Here is an 18,784-nt window from a genome sequence, read left to right on the forward strand (position 1 = left end):
TAAGCTATAGGTGCAATTATGGCGTAACTGACTTGACTACTTCCACTTCGGCAATAAATGCTTGATTTCCTTGAGAATTTCTCTTGGCATCCTGTACTTGCAGTGCTTGTTTCTTATTCGGTGAAAACCATCCTACTTCAAGAAGATATAACCCAGGTGATGTTTTTGGTGTGATAGTCAGCTTACGGACATCACGTATAATTGTCCCAGGAGCAATTCGAGCAAGAGGCAGATAGCCATTCAATAGACTTGCCTGTGAACTGTTGAACGTGTTTCCATCTTCATTGCTTAAGCTCATATTAAGCGCAAAGTTTGGTGGTACTGGCTCTAGAAATTCCCAGTAAAAGGTGACTAAAAGCTCATCACCTGGCTTTAGCTTAGAAGTCTTCAAGTCATAACCTAGCAAGCGCACCTGTTCACCAAAAGACAGGAAAAGGGGTACTTGGATGTGTTCTAAATCCTCTGGTAAGGGAACTGGTCCAGGATAGACTTGTACATAGTCAACACCATGAAGCTGTACAGTGTAGAATGGTTGCTGCACTAGAAAGTAGTCTAACATCTCCGATTCCGGAAACATACGCTGTATTTGATTGATATAAAATACCACGCGATTAGCTCCTGTCCAGCGTCTTGGCTCAGGGCATTTATTCCTGCATATGCCTTTAATTTCACCCTGAAAATAGGGAGCAAAAGCTGCACTATACCATACAGATACCTTCATTTCTCTGGCATTGGGGGACTGGTTTAACCATTGTGCAGCTTGATCTAGACCTTCTCCTTGACCCATCATCAGCAAATTCTTGGCAACACGGGAACCACCCAGTAAAGGATTGTAGTACGTCAGGTAGTAGGGAAAGTGTGGCACAAGGAAAATTATTTGGGCAAGTGCTAGTGTGAGTGCTGTCTTGACTCCCCGGATTGTTCGCCACCTATCGCTTCCCCTTGACCATAAAGGAGTTCCCCAATATTTAACCCAAGCCCCGATTTTTCTCCATCCAGCTCCAGCTAGCAAGGCTAACTCTGGCCAGATAATCATAATGTAGCGATCGTACTTTCTATCGATAACTGAAACGATTACCAAGACAGAGATTGGGATTAAGGTAAGTGCAACCAGCTCAGGAATTTTAGCCCGGTGCTGCCGCAGCCTGGGAATGAGCAGTGCTGCTAAACAAGTCAACAAACCTACTTGCAGTGTAGGTGATAAACGATACGCTAGCGCTAGGGGATAAAAAATTAGTCCGGGTGAATCAGTGACCTGTCCCCAAAAGAATTGGTCGCCTGTATCAGCTTCTTGCAATAAGCCCTCGTAAAGCTTACCCAAAGTCTCTAAGGGAGCTACCCATAGTGCTGGCCAAATTAGAAAGATAACTGAACAAAAGCTTATACCCCAAAGCATCATGTCTACAGTCTGTCGCTTCCATCCCCGCTGGGGAAAACTGGCTTGCCAGACACCTAACTCAATCAGGACAATCCAGAGTCCAACCCCAGGCAAGACAAAAATAGTCGGTATTTTTCCAGCTACGGCCAGCCCCATTAAGGCACCTGATGCTACAAGGGTTCGACGAGTGCCATCTCCCCGTAGGTAAAGGAGCAGCAGTAGCAATCCCAAAATACCAAAGTCAGTTTGTAACGCATCAGTGGTGATGGAGCGCTGATAGGCTAAAAAAAACGGTTCTAGGATTAGGAGGCTAATCGCTGCTAGCGCTGCCGGTCGCCCTAACAGCCGTTTGGCAAGTATGTATATCCCTACCATGCAAGCTGAAGTCATTACTGCTTGTAGCAGGCGCGGCATAACGAATGAGCTGATAGGGAAATTGGTTGTATTTAAACAGGCTTCCAGGCTTTGTGTCTGATTCAGGTTTAGCCAACCTTGGAACAGCTTGTGAAATTGACAATTGAGTAGCTGGCTGCTGCCAGTGAGCCACATATTGGTAACACCTGGATGATGGCGGAGATAGGTGTCCGCTAGATCTCCTTCGAGCAACCGCCATAGAAACAGGCTACCCCGGCGCATCCAATTCATCTCATCTACATTGAAGGCAACGGTAATCGCTAAGACACGCAGCACTAGTGAGACCAGGAAAATTGCCAACAGAATTGGGTTGCATCCGAGAGATCTGAGGGCTTGACAGCCGAAACTAGGAAAACGTGGGATAGACTTCATTTCTGTGACCTTATTCTCGAAGACTGGACTCTTAGCTGTTCCAGAATCTTTTAATACTTAGATAATTCTGGTGAACGAACGAGTTTCCTAACTTTACCATCTTGTTTCGATGTCACATAGATTTCTCCTTCTTCGTCCACCCCGAATCGCACATCAGAGCGTTTTTTACCAATGATTTCTAGAAAAGAAGCGTCTTGCTCTCCGTCAAAGAGTCTGAGTTCTTTTATTTTTGCCTGTTTGCCATCGACAAGTTCATCCACAGGAACGTGGAAAAATCTGGCATCATGAGCGAAGTCAGCAAAAATGTATTGACCGATTAATTCAGGAATTGCTTTGCCCCGATAAACATAACCACCAGCGATCGCAATTCCATAGAAGCCTTTTATGTCGGGGGGGATGTCATGGTCATATTGGGCAACGGGATAAGTATAGCCATAGGAGCGATCATTTTTGGGTAATGCAAACAAAACATTTTCATTATTTTCCTCTATAACCCAAGTACCTTCCCGCTCGCCCCAACCATAGTTAGCTCCTTTGATACCAAGATTAATTTCTTCAATAAAAGCCTGACCAGTATCAGCAATCAACATTTTGCCTTCGCCACCAGTATCCCAGCTAAAACGATGGGGATTACGCAGTCCATAAGCCCAGATTTCACCCAAGGTCTTAGGATCGTCATCTGTAACAAAAGGATTATCACCAGGAATACCATATTTACCATTAACACTCTTATTCCCAAAGGGATCGATTCTGAGAATTTTGCCCAGGGGTGTTCCCAGATTCTGTCCATTATCCAAGGGATCGGTATCACTAACAGGATAGCCATCACTACCGCCATCAGCTACTGCAATGTATAGCAAGCCATAATCATCATCTCCTGGTTTAGCATTGGGATTAAAGCCCAATTGTCCAACATTATGATCTGGGTAAGGCTCTTCAATGCGCAAAATCTCACGGGATGTTCCCGCAAAAGTATTGCTAGAAGGGTTTGTTGCCTTCCACTCGCGAATTACATCGTGGTGGGCACTTTCGATAATGTTCTTGTTACTGTTAATAATTGGTTTGGTAACGGGGAAGTCAGGAGTACCGCCAGTTTTAACTTCGCTAGTTACAGTATAAAAAATTCCATTGTTAGCAAATTCTGGATGAAAAGCAAAATAAGCGAAGCCCTGTTGAGGAGTTTCATAGGTAAAGTCTGCACAAATTAGTTTTTTCAGATTCATATAAACAGTAGCAGTGCCGTCAACAATGGCATACAACTTGCCACGCATATCGTTAACAAATAATCGTCCGCTACCATCTCCTGCATGGGTAAGCAGGTTCAAGCGAGCAGCTTTCTTTCTTCCAGTTCCACTATTGGGAATTTTAACAACTTCTTCCAATCCGACAGAGAGTTCTGACTTTTTAATTGGCTCGGGAATGGGATCGGTTATCTGGGCAGAAGAAATGCTGGAAACAGCAAAGATGACCAAGAAGAGCGACAAGATAAAATAGAGAAGGCGAAATTTCTTCATACATAATATGAATGCTGCTAAGGTAAGGGCGCAGACGCTAAAAATCTGAGAAATACCAAAATACGAAACTCCTTGCTATAACTACCTTGTGAGGGATTGAGCTTGGAGTCATGGTGGCGTAATTTGGTTTTTTGCATGTTACAGCTCAAGGCACTGGTTCCGCAATTCTTGCCCACTAGAGCAATAGTAATAGAAACTACTGATAGTCTTGTTATAAATTGTTAGTATAGTAATTTATCTCTATTAACTAAGTCTTAGATGCTAAGACTTAGACACTCGTTGGTGCATTCTACAGAGTAACCCTAATGGAAGATTCAAAAACTATAACCAAACCCAAGCATATCGTTTTAACCTCCCATCCTAGCTCTTCTAGATTAAATTCTCCAGCAATTAACTGGGGAGAAAGTGACCCCCTCAAACGAGGACCCATTGTCGGTACCTTAGTTAACTCAGCTCATCGCAATGTTATTGGTACTCACTCAGGCTCCTATTCACTGTATCGAGCCTTAGCCGTAGCCAGTGGCACACTCGAGCCCAATCACCGCCCGGATCTCACCAACACTGCTCCCATCGTTCCTATTGGTCCTCATCCCAGTTGGACTGACCCTAATTTGATTGTTTCTCTCGACCCCTTTGGGGCGATGGTAGGTGAAGTTTATAGCGATTTATATCAGCAGGGATACGACATTAGACCCACAATTGCCATCACCAAAGCTCATATCAATATGCCAGAACTACAGGATGCTGTAGAGAAAAAACGTTTAGCAATTGATGGCAAAATTATTAAAAACGATGGTAGTTTAGTAGTAACTAAAGTGGCAATTGACCCGGTTTGGTATCTACCGGGAATTGCCCAACGATTGGACATTCAGGAAAGTTACCTGCGCCGTGCTCTATTTCAGCAAACCGGTGGCATGTTCCCGGAACTGATCACCCGCCCCGATTTAAAGGTATTCTTACCCCCCATTGGTGGCATCACTGTCTATTTAATTGGTGATGTGGCAGCCATTACTGAACCCAATCGACTGCTGGCTGTACGAGTTCATGATGAATGTAATGGTTCCGATGTTTTCGGTTCCGACATCTGCACCTGTCGTCCCTATCTAGTCCATGGTCTAGAAGTCTGTGTCCAGACAGCCCAAGCTGGAGGTGCAGGTGTCATTGTTTATTTCCGTAAAGAAGGTCGCGCCTTAGGTGAAGTAACTAAGTTTTTAGTGTATAATGCCCGGAAACGTCAGGAAGGAGGTGATAGCGCTAATGCCTACTTCAACCGTACAGAGTGTGTGGCTGGGGTTCAAGATATCCGCTTCCAAGAACTAATGCCTGATGTGCTCCATTGGCTGGGAATTAAACGAATTGACCGTTTTGTCTCCATGAGCGATATGAAATATAACGCTATCGTTCAATCCGGTATTGAGATTATTCAGCGCATTCCCATTCCAGAACACTTGATTCCCGCTGATGCCCAAGTAGAAATCGCTGCCAAAAAAGCTGCTGGTTATTACACTGACAATACAACTGAACTAGATGCGATCGCATTGGCTGAAATTCAAGGGCGTGGTTTAGGAGATTAGTCAAGAGTCCTTAGTCACTCCCGAATTGCTTATTCTCTATGCCTTCCTATATTCCCTGTTGCCTATGTCACCTGTGGATAATGCACAACAGCAGTTAATCGCTTACTTAAGAACCCCATGGGCAATTCGGGAGAGATGCGATCGCATTTTCACCTTAGCTACTGCTGACCAGTTGCAGTACTTTCGCTGCAATTTAACCAAGCTAGAGCAAGTAGCTAACTATGTCATCGAGGTCATGCAGCAGTACTACCCCGATTTCCAGATTCCATTTCATAGTCGCTGGCGGCATTTTGAGGTAGGAAATGTCCCTCGTCTTCAGGAACTAGACCAGAAATTGGCAGGATTCACTTCACTCCAAAAAGCCCAAACCAAATTCGACTTAGTCATCATTAGCGTCCTGCTCGATGCTGGGGCTGGCAGCAATTGGCAGTATCATGAACCAGAAACCGGACTAGTGTTTTGCCGTTCCGAAGGATTAGCCGTTGCTAGTTTCCGCATGTTCTGTCAGGGAGCTTTCTCCAGCGACCCAGACCTACCTTGGCAAGTCGATGCCAAAGGACTTCAATCCTTGAGTGCCCATGACTTAGCCCAGGGATTCCAGGTCAGTCAAACCAATCCACTCATAGGTATAGAGGGTAGGCTAGCTTTACTACAGCGCTTAGGTAAAGCAATGGTTTCATTACCACAGATGTTTGGAAAAGTCAATCCTCGTCCTGGCAACTTAGTAAATTACTTGGTAAATTACTTGGTAAATTACCAATTGCTAGATAAGTTGCAGGTTACCAAGGGATTGCACGATAGCAACTTGAACCTTGAAAGTTGCCAACACAACCAAAGCTTGGTCAAGCCACTTACAGATTTACAACCTCTCCAGGAGCAACCTGCAACTTGTCAACCAGCTAACCTACAACCTGCCAACCTACAACCTGCAACCTGTGAACCGGCCAACCTTCTAAGTGCCACTAACCTATTCAGCACCGTCCTGGAGGGATTAGGGGATATTTGGCCAAAACGAGAATCCATCGCGGGGGTCAATTTAGGGGATGTGTGGCAACATTCTGCTCTCAAAGGGGATAACTACGGTTCCGAGTATGTACCATTTCACAAACTCTCCCAGTGGTTAACTTACTCTCTATTAGAGCCATTGCAAGAACTGGGTTTAGAGATTACTGAACTTGATCAGTTGACCGGCTTAGCAGAATATCGCAATGGGGGCTTATGTTTAGATCTAGGATTACTAGAAGTCAAGGATAGCGCTATTTTACAACAGTCTCACTTACCCAGCTCCGAAGTGATTATTGAGTGGCGAGCACTCACCGTTAGTTTGCTAGATCAAATAGCAGCAACTATTCGTCAACAATTGAACCTGAGTGCTACTGAATTGCCACTAGTAAAAGTCTTACAAGGAGGAACTTGGACAGCAGGACGTAGAATTGCTACTCAATTGAGACCAGGAGGCTCTTCCCCGATTCAGATAGAAAGTGATGGCACAGTCTTTTGAGAAAATTTGACTTGCTCAATTGGGTACTCAAGCCTAGTTGGGTGATCTAGTTGGGTCAGTTACCCATTACCCATTACCCATTACCCATTACCTTTTACCCATTACCCTCAATAGCCTTTTTTCGTTCTTCGAGGATACTGCGAATGGAAGCTGTATCCAGAATTCCCACCAGTACACCCTTGTCACCAACAATAGGTAGCTGATCTAGCTGCTCTTTATCCATAATTTTGACAACCTCTAACAGAGAATGGTCCGATTGAACAGTTTTCAAAGTCTTAACAGGCTTCATCAGTGCTCTTACTGGAGTCACCGGCCAATTAGAGGTAGGAACAGTTTTGAGATCATCCACTACTACAACTCCTAGCAGTTGGCCCGCTTCATCAGTTACTAGAAACTTGCGCCACTGATTTTTACCAATAATGTACTCGTTAGCAAACTCCCTTAGAGACAAATCAGCGAATACAATTGGGCTGTTGGGAATGACCGCATCTTCTGCTGTCAAGCCCTCTAACTGGTCTTGAACCATAGCAGATTGGGCCGACATGCCAGCATTTTGGAGCAAGAACAAACCAATTAAGGCAAACCAGATGCCATTAAAGCTACCATACAGCAGGATTGGAAGCACTCCATAAATAATTCCTCCCCAACCAAAGAACTGACCAACACGGCTAGCAAATAACACACCTTTGTGTGGGTTGTCCGTAACTTGCCAAACCAGTGCCTTCAGGATGTTACCCCCATCTAGTGGTAAGCCAGGAATTAAGTTAAACAATGCTAAAGCCAAGTTGATGGAGGCGAGGAGTCCAACAATTGATGCCAATGAACTAGCTAGATTAGCATTAGCCTGAACGGCAGTTAGTAGAGCAAATAGTAGCAAACTAACAGCTGGACCAGCAATCGCAACTAAGAACGCCTCTAGTGGACTTTTTGATTCTTTCTCCAGGCTAGCTAGACCACCAAATAGGAAGAGAGTGATAGATTTAACCTCAATTCCCTGCTGGATCGCTACAAAGCTGTGTCCTAGTTCATGAGCTAAGACAGAGGCAAATAACAAAAGTGCCGTAACAAATCCTAAAAACCATGGCAAAACACCGCTCAATCCTGAAAAATTTGCTAAGTCACCTCCGAAATCAAAGGTAACTAAAGCTAAGATTAGAAACCAGCTTGGATTCACATAAAAGGGAATGCCAAATAAATTCCCAACACGAATACTGCCGTTCATGCAGACTACCTCAAACTCTCCTAAGACGTTTTTTTATACCAAGTTGGCTTATAAGGTAGTAGATAGGTTATGGTTCATGGTTAACAGTTCATGATTCATAGTTCATGAAAAATAAACTATGATACCATTGCCAGTTATCCTTGGCAGTAAAGGGTTTATCGCTTTTGCCAATCAACAATCAACCAAGAGCAATGAACAATTAACCTACCTTCAAGCAACTCGATAGTAGTTTCGTCTTTCATGGTTCTATCGTAACGAAATGTAAAAGATTTGCCGATTGCTAAAATGCCGTAAAATCCGTCCACGCTTAGTGCGGTTTTAGGAATGCAGGTGGTTTGACCCCTCTGTGTTTCCATCGGCATAATAAAATTAAGCACCGCTCAAGCGTGTTTAGAGCAACATCTTCTTTAAGCACTACCCCCCTTCCTACTAGTTAAACTGACTAAATGATGTCCGTCTTTGAAACCAAAATCACCCACTCTTACAACCAACAAGATATCCAGCAAATCCTCAATCTAGCCCTGGCACGTCAGGAAATGGTTGAAGATTTTTCCCGTGAACAGTTGGTAGAAATTGCTTCTGAATTAGGGATTTCAATCCACACTCTCTTGGAAGCCGAACGAGAATGGCTAGCCCAGCAACAAGAAGAGCAAAAACGTCATGAATTCAATAGCTACCGACGTAGCCAATTTAAAAAAAGTTTTGGAAAGTTTGTAATCGTTAATAGTTTTTTGTTGGCGATTAATCTAATTAACGTTGGTTACCTGTCTTGGTCTTTATATATTTTATTGTTCTGGGGTTTGTGGATAGCACTCAGAGCCTGGAATACTTATCAAATACAGGGCGATGACTACGAAAGAGCTTTCCAAAAATGGAAACTTCAAAACCAGGTAAAACAGATCGCCCAATCAACGTATACTAGTCTCAAAAACTGGATTCAAGACCAAGGACTAATGACTAAGGAGTAACATAAATAATTTGAGCTAAATCGCTGATTAACAATGTTTCTTCCTGAATATCTCCTAAAGCATGAGCCACTGCGATCGCTTTTTCATAAAAAGCCCGAGCTTCTAACCAATTACCAGTGTCTTGGTATAACTGGGCAAACAACTTTAGAGCAACAAGCTCTTCACGGCGATTGTTTTGTTCTTGTGCCAAAGCCAGATATTCCTTTAGTGCTTTCACCGCTTGCCGATTCTTACCTGTAGCAATATGGGTTAACGCTATACCCTTAATAGCACGAATCTGATTGAAAACATTGTCAACTTTTTCAGCCAGTATCTGGGCAATGCGGTAAGAATACAAAGCATCTTTTTCCTGTCTAGCGGCGAGATACGCATCTCCCAAATTATTCCGGATATTCGTCTCACCTAACTTATCCCGAGAGCGACGCCGTAAAACTAGAGCAGCTTCATACCACTTAATCGCCTCGGGATAGTTTCCCCCTTGAGCTGCCACTAAGCCTAGATTATTCAGACTCAACCCTTCACCGTCATCATCCTTAATCGTACGGGAAATGGTCAGTGCTTCCGTAAAAGCTTCCTGGGCCGCTTTGAGGTTTCTCGTTTGCAGTAATAATATTCCAATATTATTTATACTATAAATCTGTGGCTGAAAACTTTGTTGAGAACGAGCAGCACCCAAGCCTCGGCGCAAGGCTCGCTCTGCATCTTGATAGCGTCCCAACTTAGCGTAAGTCTGACCTAGGGAATTGTAAGTCTTACCCAATCCCTCAAAGTCACCAATTTGCTGATAAATTTCTCCCGCTTGGGACAAATACGCGATCGCATCGTTCAAGTTACCACTCTGTTTTGCCAGCTCTGACTGTTCCAGGAAAAAATCTGCCCGATTTCTTGCTTTGCGGTCACGAAGATTGTCTAAAGGGATTGCCAGTTGTTGGTCAATGCTCCGAGTCTGACCCCAAGCCATCGGGCATGGCAACATTACCAAGGGGGTAAAGGCTAGCGCTATGATTCCGCAAAGACTAGTCACCAACCTGCTACGATTCGCCATACCAAAAGACTCCGTTTGATCAACGTTTCTGCTATTATCGAAGTTATGATCAAAGTACCCCAATCAAGGGTGCAAACTAACCGCCCCTTATTCGCTCAAAACCGGTACTGCAAAGAGATCAGACTCTTCTCGATTCTTAGCTTCGACCCCCAGATAGACCACCCGAATATCCTCGGGTAAAGCAGCTTCCAACAGTTCATAGCCTTCTTGAAGTTCTTTTCTCACCTGAGCTGGAGTAATCATTTCTCCCTCCGCTTGCAGATAAGCCGCAATTCGCGTTTCACTCCAGTGAAAGGTCTGAGCCATGATTACCATCAACCGCACCGCTGGTGGTAGCTGTTCCAATGCCATTTCCAGATAACACCACAAGGGTGGTGGTGCTACGTTGAGGTTATAGTGAATAGACTCCACTGGTGGCAAGTCTGCCTGGTTAATACAAACCGCCGTTAGGTTTATAATCTGGTTTTGGAAGGAGGTTGACTCTAGTCCATAATCCTCCCGCAAATCCATGCCACCCAGTTCGTGATAGATGTGACGCCAAGTCAGAGCAAATAGATATTCCGCCTGTACAGGCGATCGCGCTGAGTGGCGCACTAATGTATAGACAATAGGACTGTAGCGACAGAAAATTGCTGTAAAGTACTTCCCTTCAGACCGATGACGCTGAAACAAAGTCAGCAATTCCTGATCACTATGATGAAACAGTGATTTAATAAGTGGATGCTTAGATTCAGGAAAATTGGGAATTTGCACAATCTTTCAATAAAAGCTGTAATTAGGAGAATTAGACTAGATGCATCCTGATCTCACCACAACCCCCTCATCTTGAGAAAGGGGAAATGCCGATGGTTAACTGGCATTGGAGTAGATCAATGTCGGGACCTAATATCCTAGGTCTGCACTAGACCTCAAGATGAAGGAGATGGATGACGATACCAAGTCTACAACCTTTGGTGCTCCGATGCTCCTTCAGTTGAAGCTAAAATCGAGAAAAAGCGTTCGCGTAGCGTGGCCCAAAGGCCATCGCCAAGGTGCGCGCCTCCTAGGGCGCGAGGGATTGCTCGCGCCCTAGGGTCGCACCTCAATGTCTGATGGTAATAATATTACCTACGATTGGACAAAAAGTTCATAAGGACCTTTAAACTAATTTATCCAGTTGCTAACTCTGTTTAAGTTTATGATTCTATCAGTTGATATTATTTCCTGGCTAACTTCACCCCTGCCTCTTGGCGCATTTTTACCCTCTTTGCCTTTAGATAGCCTGTTTTCCACTCAAGGCATCATGGTAATGCTCCTAGCCGCCTATGCCTTTGCCATGTGGATGTTTTTGACCAGCGCTCCAAAAGTTCACACCATCATGGTGTCTGATTTGGCAATAGCGCGACAGTTTTATGAAGGCTTGCTAGAGTTATCCGCAGCAGAAGTCCCCCTACATTACTACTATAATTACGAGCAGACCATGGGCAGTACCAGCATTGATCCCCTATATATGTCAACCAATCTGGGCACCACCCAAGCTACCCAGTTCAGTGGTACTGATGGGTTATGGTACCAGTTAAAGAAGAATACCCAGCTCCATGTGATTTCCGGAGCTAGCTTGGGCAATAAAAACCAACAACGTCACGTGTGCTTTGACCATGAGTGCTTGGATCAAGTTTTGATGCTGGTGCAGATGAGACGGCTGAAATACAAAGTGCGCACCCTCAAGCCCCTTAACTTTTTGGTCAAGGATGTAGACGATCGTGTAATTGAACTGGCAGAAGTTTCTAATTAGCGGTTAAATCAATAATGGTGAGTTAATCAGGGATTAGGCGGGTAACAATTGCGCGTAGCGCACCAGCCTAAGGTTTTACGCCTAATCACATTTACCATGTTTAAAGTCATTATCGCAGTACTTATCGTTCTGTTCGGTTCAGCCATCTGTGCTATGGCAGAAACCGCTTTGTTTTCAGTGCCTACTGTTAAAGTCCGACAATTAGCGCAGTCAAACAAGCCTGCAGTGTTAGCACTACTGGCGATTCGCAAAAATATGAATCGGCCCATAGCTACCATTGTTATTCTCAACAACACCTTCAACATTGTTGGCAGCATCGTAATTGGTTCCCTTGCTGCTAGGGTCTTAGGAGAGGCTTGGTTGGGGGTTTTTTCAGGTCTATTTACCTTTCTCATTATTGTATTTGGGGAAATTGTCCCGAAAACCCTTGGTCAGATCTACGCCCAAAACATCGCCCTACTCGTGGCTCTACCAGTTCGGTTCTTAACCGTTGTGTTTACGCCTCTGGTGTGGTTGATGGAAAAAATTACTGCTCCGTTTACTAAAGGTCAAAAACTTCCTACCACCAATGAGGCGGAAATCCGGTTTTTAGCCAAGGTTGGGTATCAAGAAGGGGTCATTGAAGATGATGAAGCAGAAATGATCCAACGAGTATTTCAGTTAAATGATTTGACTGCATCTGATTTAATGACTCCACGAATCCTAACTACCTATTTACATGGTAATACCACTTTGGCTGACGCTAAACCAAGCATTATTGCTTCGCCTCACACCCGGATGCCTGTGGTTGAAGACTCTATTGATAAAGTTATTGGAATTGCTCTCAAAGATGAGTTACTCACAGCAATCATTGAAGACAAACATAACCAACCCCTTGCTTCTCTGATTCGTCAAGTCCGCTTTGTACCTGAAACTGTTCGGGCTGATAAGCTACTGAAAACCTTTCAGCAAACCCGTGAACATCTGATGGTTGTACTGGATGAATATGGGGGTGTTTCTGGTGTAGTCACCCTGGAAGATGTACTGGAAGTGCTAACCGGTGAAATTGTTGATGAGACTGATCGAAACATTGATCTACAAGCAATTGCTCGTAAACGGCGAGAAAAAATGTTGCAATCTTATGGGCTTGATCAGGATTAGTTTCCGGAAAAGAATAAATAGAGCATTTTTATTTGAGATGTAAACATAGGATTGAGAAAAAAAGCGATGCATCGCTGCTCTCCTTTCCCTGTTCCCTGTTCCCTGTTCCCTGTTCCCTGTTCCCTGTTCCCTGTTCCCTGTTCCCTTTAAATAAAGCTATATAAATAAAAAAAATGAGCTAGGTTTTGTGACATATTTTATAAGCTTGTTCTTCTGACTTTTCAAGAGTTTTAAATTGTGAGTATAGCTTTTCAATGGTTTCTTGATCGGTACTTTCTACGGTCACATTAAACACTATACTATTGAATTGATTTTGGGCTGTTTTGACAACTTCTTCAGCTTTCCTACAAGATGGATTTCTGAGTATTTGATCAAGTTGAGGAAAACACCCACTTAAGCAAAACGTTAGTATAAAGATTATTATTCTCTTAGCTTGGGCAATAGTAGCAAATTTCATCAGACAAGGGTGTAACTTAAGTTAATTCTAATACCCACTACTTAAGGTAATCTAGAGTTTCAGGAAATTTAATCCAAACCTCTGAACGATTCCACAACCCAAGTACCTAGGATTTGAAGTCTTTTCTAGAGCATCACTTCAGTCAACAGACTCTCCTGCTGGTTACTACTATAGAGATCCACTATAGAGATCCACGGTTGTGTACCTCTACTAACTGATAACTATTGACCTCAGTTTTTGGTTATCTTACCACTGGCACAAGCTTGAGATTATCTCTGCGACCCACGCGATCGCTTCTGTCAATTTGCTCTCAATCCTCTTGACAAATTCCACATCACCTTGAATGCTCACCAATCTGGATTTCTGTCCTATAGGATAGGCTTTAAGACCCCATTTTTGGGCTTATACGGTGGAATTGAGCCAAAAATCAGCCAAAAAGGCAAGATACTGTATATGGGACAGGTAATATAGTACAGGTATTTAGCCCATTGGTATCAGCCATTTGGCTGATTTTTGCGATGAGGGGTCACACCCCTCATTATTTGTGATAAATTTTAATTAGTAGATGCACCCTGATGATCGAGAGAGTCAAAAACGTGGCTCTCTTTTTTTTTGGGCATAGGGATTGCCTGATAGAGGTAGCGTTTTCCCCAATCACTTGCCCCAAGCCAGCTGATCAAGCTGATCAAATAGACATCTTTAAAAGTATTTTTTAAAGTATTGCGAAATATATTTATCTGACAGGACGAAGGCTTAACTATAGCGCTATATATTAAAGGATTGCGCTAATCTAATCGAAAACTTAACTAGAGGAATTTCCAGTAACCAACAACCACCAGTCTGAACCATTCCGTTCAGTATCAGTACCCCGAAAGCGAGTAATAACCAATAGCATTCCCCAGAGTGCGTTCGCGTAGCGGCTCTTCCAGAGCATCGCGTAGCGGCTCTTCCAGAGCATCGCGTAGCGGCTCCAAACGCGCCCCGCGTGGCCCAAACGCGCCCCGCGTGGCCCATAGGCCAAGGCCAAGGAGCATCGCATTCTGGGGAATATCAAAACTACCTAATTCTATTCAGACCAATGTGATCACGTCTTAACAACACCTGTTAAGGCAATATAGTGAGCAATATAATTCCACAAATTTATCTAAAATTCCAGCACTATAGTCATACCTAATCATCTATACCCTTGAACAAACAGGCAAAACCATCCCCTCCCGAGCCAGTAAGTGATGAGGAGAGAAAGACTGGAGTTGATTTTGTAGTCTGTCGAGATAATCATCATTATAGTCAGGATGATAACGAGACATAACTATGCGCTTAACACCTGCAACCTTTGCCGTTACTATCCCAGTTTGCCAACGGTCATCTTGCCAAATCAAAGGTGAATAATTAAGCAGATCATCTTCTTTGAGGGGAAAGGGAGTATTCAAAATTAGCAAATCTGCCTGACGGGATAGGTATCGTAAATTTTCATCAATGCCACCCCAACCATGGGAGTGACTAGTGGCGTATACAACAGCATATCCTTGCCAGTTTACCCGATAACCCATTGCTTGATGTGAGTCATTAAGAAGCACAGCCTCCACAGTTACATCATCTAGGGTTACTGTATGACCTGACTTCAGCCCATGAAATTTCAGATCTGACTGCATGACCTGAAGGGGCACTGGAAAATTTGGAGGAATCATTTGCTGACCTAGACACTGTTCGATGGACGCCCCATCAGGTGCTGCTGCTCCATAGAGATGAAAACAGTTACCAGGAATAAACGCAGGAGTAAAAAAGGGAAATCCTTGAATGCTGTCCCAATGGCTATGGGAAAAAAAAATGTGAGCTTCTATGGGCATTTCCTTAAGCCAATGATTTCCCAGCACCCGCAAACCACTGCCACCGTCAAAGATTAAGCGTTTTCTACCAACACGCATTTCTACACAAGATGTATTGCCACCATAGCGAATGGTATCTGTTCCAGGAGCAGAAATTTGACCCCTAACGCCCCAAAATCGGACGCTCATATCCCCTCCAGTACCATTGTTTAGGTTGGGCTTAGCCTTATATTGGCCTAGTTTGGGTGCTACTAGATTTTGCATGTTGAATCTATGAATTAAGTGAACCTAAGTTAGGAATTATTCCCATTGGTAGATTCCCACTAGAGGATACTCAGGTACTATTAAGTAACCATCTGTGGTTAACCACTAATTTCTGTTAAAGCGGGCCGATTGCATACATCAAATTGCATACATCAAATTGCATACACCAAATTGCATACATTAAGAGTAATTAGATGGGGGAAAGCAAGCACAACAGCCCCAGTAATTTAGTCATATCTCTAATCTCGAACCGTTCAGCCCCCCGAAACAAGTTAAGATACAGTTATGCTTTATCTTAACTGTATCTTAAGTGTTGGTTAATTTTAACGGATTTAGGAACAAACAGTTTGTGACCTATGTCACACATGCATCAAATTAATTCAATCAATCAATCATAATGGGAACTGGGTATTGCATCGTTTATCCCTTGATCGGTCAGCTTTAATCTATCGGAAGTCAGCCCATTTGCTGATAGCTTAACCTCGACAGCTAAACCAAAAGATCAGTTTATGCCCATGTCAATTACAACTGCTCACCCCATCCCATCCTCACCCGGTTATCTCCTCACCTAACAGGGTAATATAATTTAGTTTCTGTTGGTATCACTCCCTGACCCTACTCTAGTAAGGTTGGGGGCTTTTTTGTTCTGCTTGCCCTTAAAACACAGAATGGCTAATCGCCTTGCTAGCTTTCTAGCATCAACCATTAGCCTAAGAAAAGAAACTCTCGTGGAACTCATCTCACCGATGAGTTCCCACTTGATCAGTCCCTACTTGTTATAGTTTTTGATCGACTCTTCCACCAAAGGCATTACGTGATCAAGATCTTTCCATCCTAAAATTTCGGTAACTTTCTTTTCCAGATTTTTGTATGTCTTGAAAAATTCAGCAATCTCATCCAACCGATGGGGGGCTATATCTTCGAGAGTTTTTACCTCAGCGTAGCGAGGATCCTTGTCAGGAACACACAGAATTTTTTCATCCCGATCACCTCCATCGATCATTTCCAGCATCCCGATTGGTCTAGCGGTAATGACACAACCAGGGAACGTAGGTTGATCCATTATGACCATACCATCAAGAGGATCACCATCATCTGCTAGAGTGTTAGGCACAAAGCCGTAATCATAGGGGTAGTGTACCGATGCATAAAGTACCCGGTCCAGGGCAAAGGCTTCTAGATCCTTGTCAAACTCATACTTATTTTTACTACCTGCGGGAATTTCAATTAAAACGTTGATCAGACCTGGTTTAGGTTGAGCAGGAATCTTTGATAAATCCATGAACTATATGTTTCAAAAAAACAGCAGATGTGGGTTATCTCATCTTTAGTGCTTAAGACATCCTAATAGCTGCTTTAATACTTACCCAGACAAATCCCATAGTTCAGGATTTTTTAGGTAGGTAGAATAGCCAACCGATCAGATTATCCTGAGCAGGGTGCCGTTCAATGCCAGCTATATTGAACTAATAGCCCCGTGGAACATTGTGACATCTCACAGCAACTTTTAACAAGATTTGCTATCCATCCCCACCCTGGCCGTAGGCCAGGGTGGGGATGGATAGCGATACGACAAATCACGACGATAATGGTTATAATAAAGTTGGTCGCTGACCCGCCTGGATGACTAAAAGGCTACCTGACAAACGGTCTAATTTCTGATCAGTTGGTTAGACCCGCAGGTATACAAAGTACTAGCATAGCCAGGGAAGAGACTTGCCCCAGCTGGTTAGCCACAGTGCTGTAATTCCAAGGTAAGTCTGTCGTAAAAATATACGTCTGCGGAAGGCGGATGTCTGCCTGTGGACGCTGAGTAAGACCAATGCTAGCAGGCGCGCGCCTCTGGTTGAGGCATCGGCGGATGAAGCGGGAAACCCTGTTCGCGTAGCGTCGGCTTTGCCGAAAGACGAATAAGACCGTCCCTGAATTGACCTGAGAATTGGAAGCCCCAACCTCAGCGAAGCAGGTTGGGGTACTTCACAAGCGCCATTCGACCTATAGTGTGTAATGTGTGAGTGTGTAATGTCTGAGTGATTGAGGAGTGAAGTCCTATGGGAGAGCTTCAGCAGAGGATTGGTATAACACCATTACAGTCGGAATCTGTCACACAAATCCTACGGGATGATACTGACTGCCTAACTGACCCGTTCTATCCTGGATTACGCCAACGAGCCTGGGCGGAAATTGATCAAGTTGCTCTTTATCAAAATTTACGGCAAATACAGCAGCTTTTGCGCCATCCTACCCAACTAATGGCAGTGGTGAAAGCCGATGCCTATGGCCATGGTGCTCTAACCGTTGCCCGCACAGCGATAGAGGCTGGTGCTGGGGGGCTATGTGTTGCTACTGTATCAGAGGGGATTCAACTCAGGCAAGGGGGAATTAAGGCCACTATACTCTTGTTGGGAGCGACTAATACCCCAGAACAAGTCAAAGCGATCGCTCACTGGCAATTGGAACCAACTCTGTGTAATCCTCAACAAGCTTTAGTGTTTTCGGAAACCTTGAGTGGTCTAAACCAAACCCTGCCAGTGCATCTGAAACTAGATACAGGGATGTCTCGCTTGGGAATGCCTTGGCAAGATGCTATCGAGTTTGTACGCCTAGTCCAACAATTACCTAACTTGGAAATAGCTAGTGTCTATTCCCATCTAGCTACTGCTGATAGTCCTGATCCCACAGTGATGAGACAGCAGCATGAAAGGTTTAAAAACGCGATCGCACAATTGCAGGCTGGTGGCATAACTCCACCCCGATTACACTTGGCGAATTCCGCTGCCACCTTAACCGACTCAGCATTGCACTACGATTGGGTGCGTGTAGGATTAGCCGTCTATGGTCTCTACCCAGCAGAGTATCTTCAAAAGGTTATTCACCTCAAGCCAGTGATGCAGGTAAAAGCCCGGATTACCCAAATTAAAACTATTCCCCCTGGCACTGGTATCAGCTATGGCCATCAATTTATTTCAAATCGACAGATGCGTGTAGCCGTAGTGGGTATTGGTTATGCTGACGGTGTTCCCCGAAATCTTTCCAATCGCATCAATGTCATCATCCAAGGGCAGCAAGTTCCTCAGATTGGCGCAATTACAATGGATCAGCTCATGCTCGATGTTAGTGATATTCCTAATATACAAGTTGGGGAAATAGTTACCTTAATTGGACAGGATGGGGAAGAGCAAATCTCAGCAGATGACTGGGCTATGGCTTTAGGCACCATTTCCTGGGAAATTATTTGTGGTTTTAAGCACCGACTACCCCGTGTAGTAGTAGGGTAAGCCGTCAGCCGTCAGCGGTCAGCGGTCAGCGGTCAGCCTTTGGCCACGCTAAGGGAA

At 44.1% G+C, this 18,784-nt stretch carries 16 protein-coding genes; 6 read left to right on the plus strand and 10 right to left on the minus strand.

The genetic code is table 11. The annotated features are described in order from the left end of the window. Positions 1 to 16: 16 nt before the first annotated feature. Entirely contained in the window at positions 17 to 2,164 is a 2,148-nt protein-coding gene (locus BJP34_RS11360) for an ArnT family glycosyltransferase (RefSeq protein WP_070392445.1), read from the minus strand. 50 nt (positions 2,165 to 2,214) lie between these two features. Beyond that, positions 2,215 to 3,678 (minus strand): PQQ-dependent sugar dehydrogenase, encoded by a 1,464-nt coding sequence (locus tag BJP34_RS11365; protein WP_070392446.1) that lies wholly within the window; start codon positions 3,676 to 3,678, stop codon positions 2,215 to 2,217. Positions 3,679 to 3,983: 305 nt separating this feature from the next. Here BJP34_RS11365 and BJP34_RS11370 point away from each other — a divergent pair, with 305 nt between their 5' ends. Together BJP34_RS11370 and BJP34_RS11375 are read left to right on the plus strand one after the other, a co-directional pair. After that, positions 3,984 to 5,252: a GTP cyclohydrolase II gene (locus BJP34_RS11370; RefSeq protein WP_193431316.1), complete on the plus strand. Its 1,269-nt coding sequence runs from the start codon at positions 3,984 to 3,986 to the stop codon at positions 5,250 to 5,252. Positions 5,253 to 5,316: 64 nt separating this feature from the next. Continuing rightward, positions 5,317 to 6,753: a URC4/urg3 family protein gene (locus BJP34_RS11375; protein WP_070392447.1), complete on the plus strand. Its 1,437-nt coding sequence runs from the start codon at positions 5,317 to 5,319 to the stop codon at positions 6,751 to 6,753. A 94-nt stretch (positions 6,754 to 6,847) separates the two neighbouring features. Here the strand turns inward: BJP34_RS11375 and BJP34_RS11380 are convergent, their stop codons facing one another. Next, positions 6,848 to 7,975, minus strand: a complete 1,128-nt coding sequence (locus BJP34_RS11380; protein ID WP_070392448.1) for a site-2 protease family protein — start codon at positions 7,973 to 7,975, stop codon at positions 6,848 to 6,850. Between the two features lie 155 nt (positions 7,976 to 8,130). Continuing rightward, positions 8,131 to 8,331: a hypothetical protein gene (locus tag BJP34_RS39375; RefSeq protein ID WP_149030919.1), complete on the minus strand. Its 201-nt coding sequence runs from the start codon at positions 8,329 to 8,331 to the stop codon at positions 8,131 to 8,133. A gap of 90 nt (positions 8,332 to 8,421) precedes the next feature. Between BJP34_RS39375 and BJP34_RS11385 the strand changes: the two genes are divergently transcribed. Continuing rightward, positions 8,422 to 8,943 carry a 2TM domain-containing protein gene (locus tag BJP34_RS11385; protein ID WP_324611048.1) on the plus strand — a complete coding sequence of 174 codons (522 nt, stop codon included), beginning with the start codon at positions 8,422 to 8,424 and terminating at the stop codon, positions 8,941 to 8,943. Here the strand turns inward: BJP34_RS11385 and BJP34_RS11390 are convergent. Continuing rightward, positions 8,933 to 9,988, minus strand: coding sequence for a tetratricopeptide repeat protein (locus BJP34_RS11390; RefSeq protein ID WP_070392450.1), 1,056 nt, complete (start codon positions 9,986 to 9,988; stop codon positions 8,933 to 8,935). The two genes, BJP34_RS11385 and BJP34_RS11390, sit on opposite strands and share 11 nt — an antisense overlap. 87 nt (positions 9,989 to 10,075) lie before the next feature. Further along, a complete protein-coding gene (locus BJP34_RS11395; protein ID WP_070392451.1) occupies positions 10,076 to 10,741 on the minus strand; it encodes a sigma-70 family RNA polymerase sigma factor in 666 nt (221 codons plus the stop codon). Between the two features lie 424 nt (positions 10,742 to 11,165). Here BJP34_RS11395 and BJP34_RS11400 point away from each other — a divergent pair, with 424 nt between their 5' ends. After that, a complete protein-coding gene (locus BJP34_RS11400) occupies positions 11,166 to 11,762 on the plus strand; it encodes a glyoxalase-like domain protein (RefSeq protein ID WP_070392452.1) in 597 nt (198 codons plus the stop codon). A gap of 96 nt (positions 11,763 to 11,858) precedes the next feature. Further along, on the plus strand, positions 11,859 to 12,902 hold the full coding sequence (locus BJP34_RS11405; RefSeq protein ID WP_070392453.1) for a hemolysin family protein: 1,044 nt from the start codon (positions 11,859 to 11,861) through the stop codon (positions 12,900 to 12,902). A gap of 178 nt (positions 12,903 to 13,080) precedes the next feature. Here BJP34_RS11405 and BJP34_RS11410 read toward each other — a convergent pair whose 3' ends face one another. From BJP34_RS11410 to BJP34_RS11420, 4 genes are all read right to left on the minus strand, one after another. Beyond that, on the minus strand, positions 13,081 to 13,359 hold the full coding sequence (locus BJP34_RS11410) for a hypothetical protein (RefSeq protein ID WP_070392454.1): 279 nt from the start codon (positions 13,357 to 13,359) through the stop codon (positions 13,081 to 13,083). A gap of 802 nt (positions 13,360 to 14,161) precedes the next feature. Next, positions 14,162 to 14,317 carry a hypothetical protein gene (locus BJP34_RS42965; protein ID WP_158517138.1) on the minus strand — a complete coding sequence of 52 codons (156 nt, stop codon included), beginning with the start codon at positions 14,315 to 14,317 and terminating at the stop codon, positions 14,162 to 14,164. 220 nt (positions 14,318 to 14,537) lie between these two features. After that, complete coding sequence (locus BJP34_RS11415) at positions 14,538 to 15,449, minus strand: MBL fold metallo-hydrolase (protein ID WP_070392455.1); 912 nt, start codon at positions 15,447 to 15,449, stop codon at positions 14,538 to 14,540. A gap of 769 nt (positions 15,450 to 16,218) precedes the next feature. Beyond that, positions 16,219 to 16,731: an inorganic diphosphatase gene (locus tag BJP34_RS11420; RefSeq protein ID WP_070392456.1), complete on the minus strand. Its 513-nt coding sequence runs from the start codon at positions 16,729 to 16,731 to the stop codon at positions 16,219 to 16,221. Between the two features lie 769 nt (positions 16,732 to 17,500). On the opposite strand from BJP34_RS11420, the gene alr reads away from it, so the two are divergent. Next, positions 17,501 to 18,727 (plus strand): alanine racemase, encoded by a 1,227-nt coding sequence (gene alr / locus BJP34_RS11425; RefSeq protein ID WP_149030920.1) that lies wholly within the window; start codon positions 17,501 to 17,503, stop codon positions 18,725 to 18,727. Positions 18,728 to 18,784 lie beyond the last annotated feature (57 nt).

Origin of the sequence: Moorena producens PAL-8-15-08-1 (genome assembly GCF_001767235.1) — a bacterium.
In the GTDB taxonomy this organism is placed as follows: Bacteria; Cyanobacteriota; Cyanobacteriia; order Cyanobacteriales; family Coleofasciculaceae; genus Moorena; species Moorena producens_A.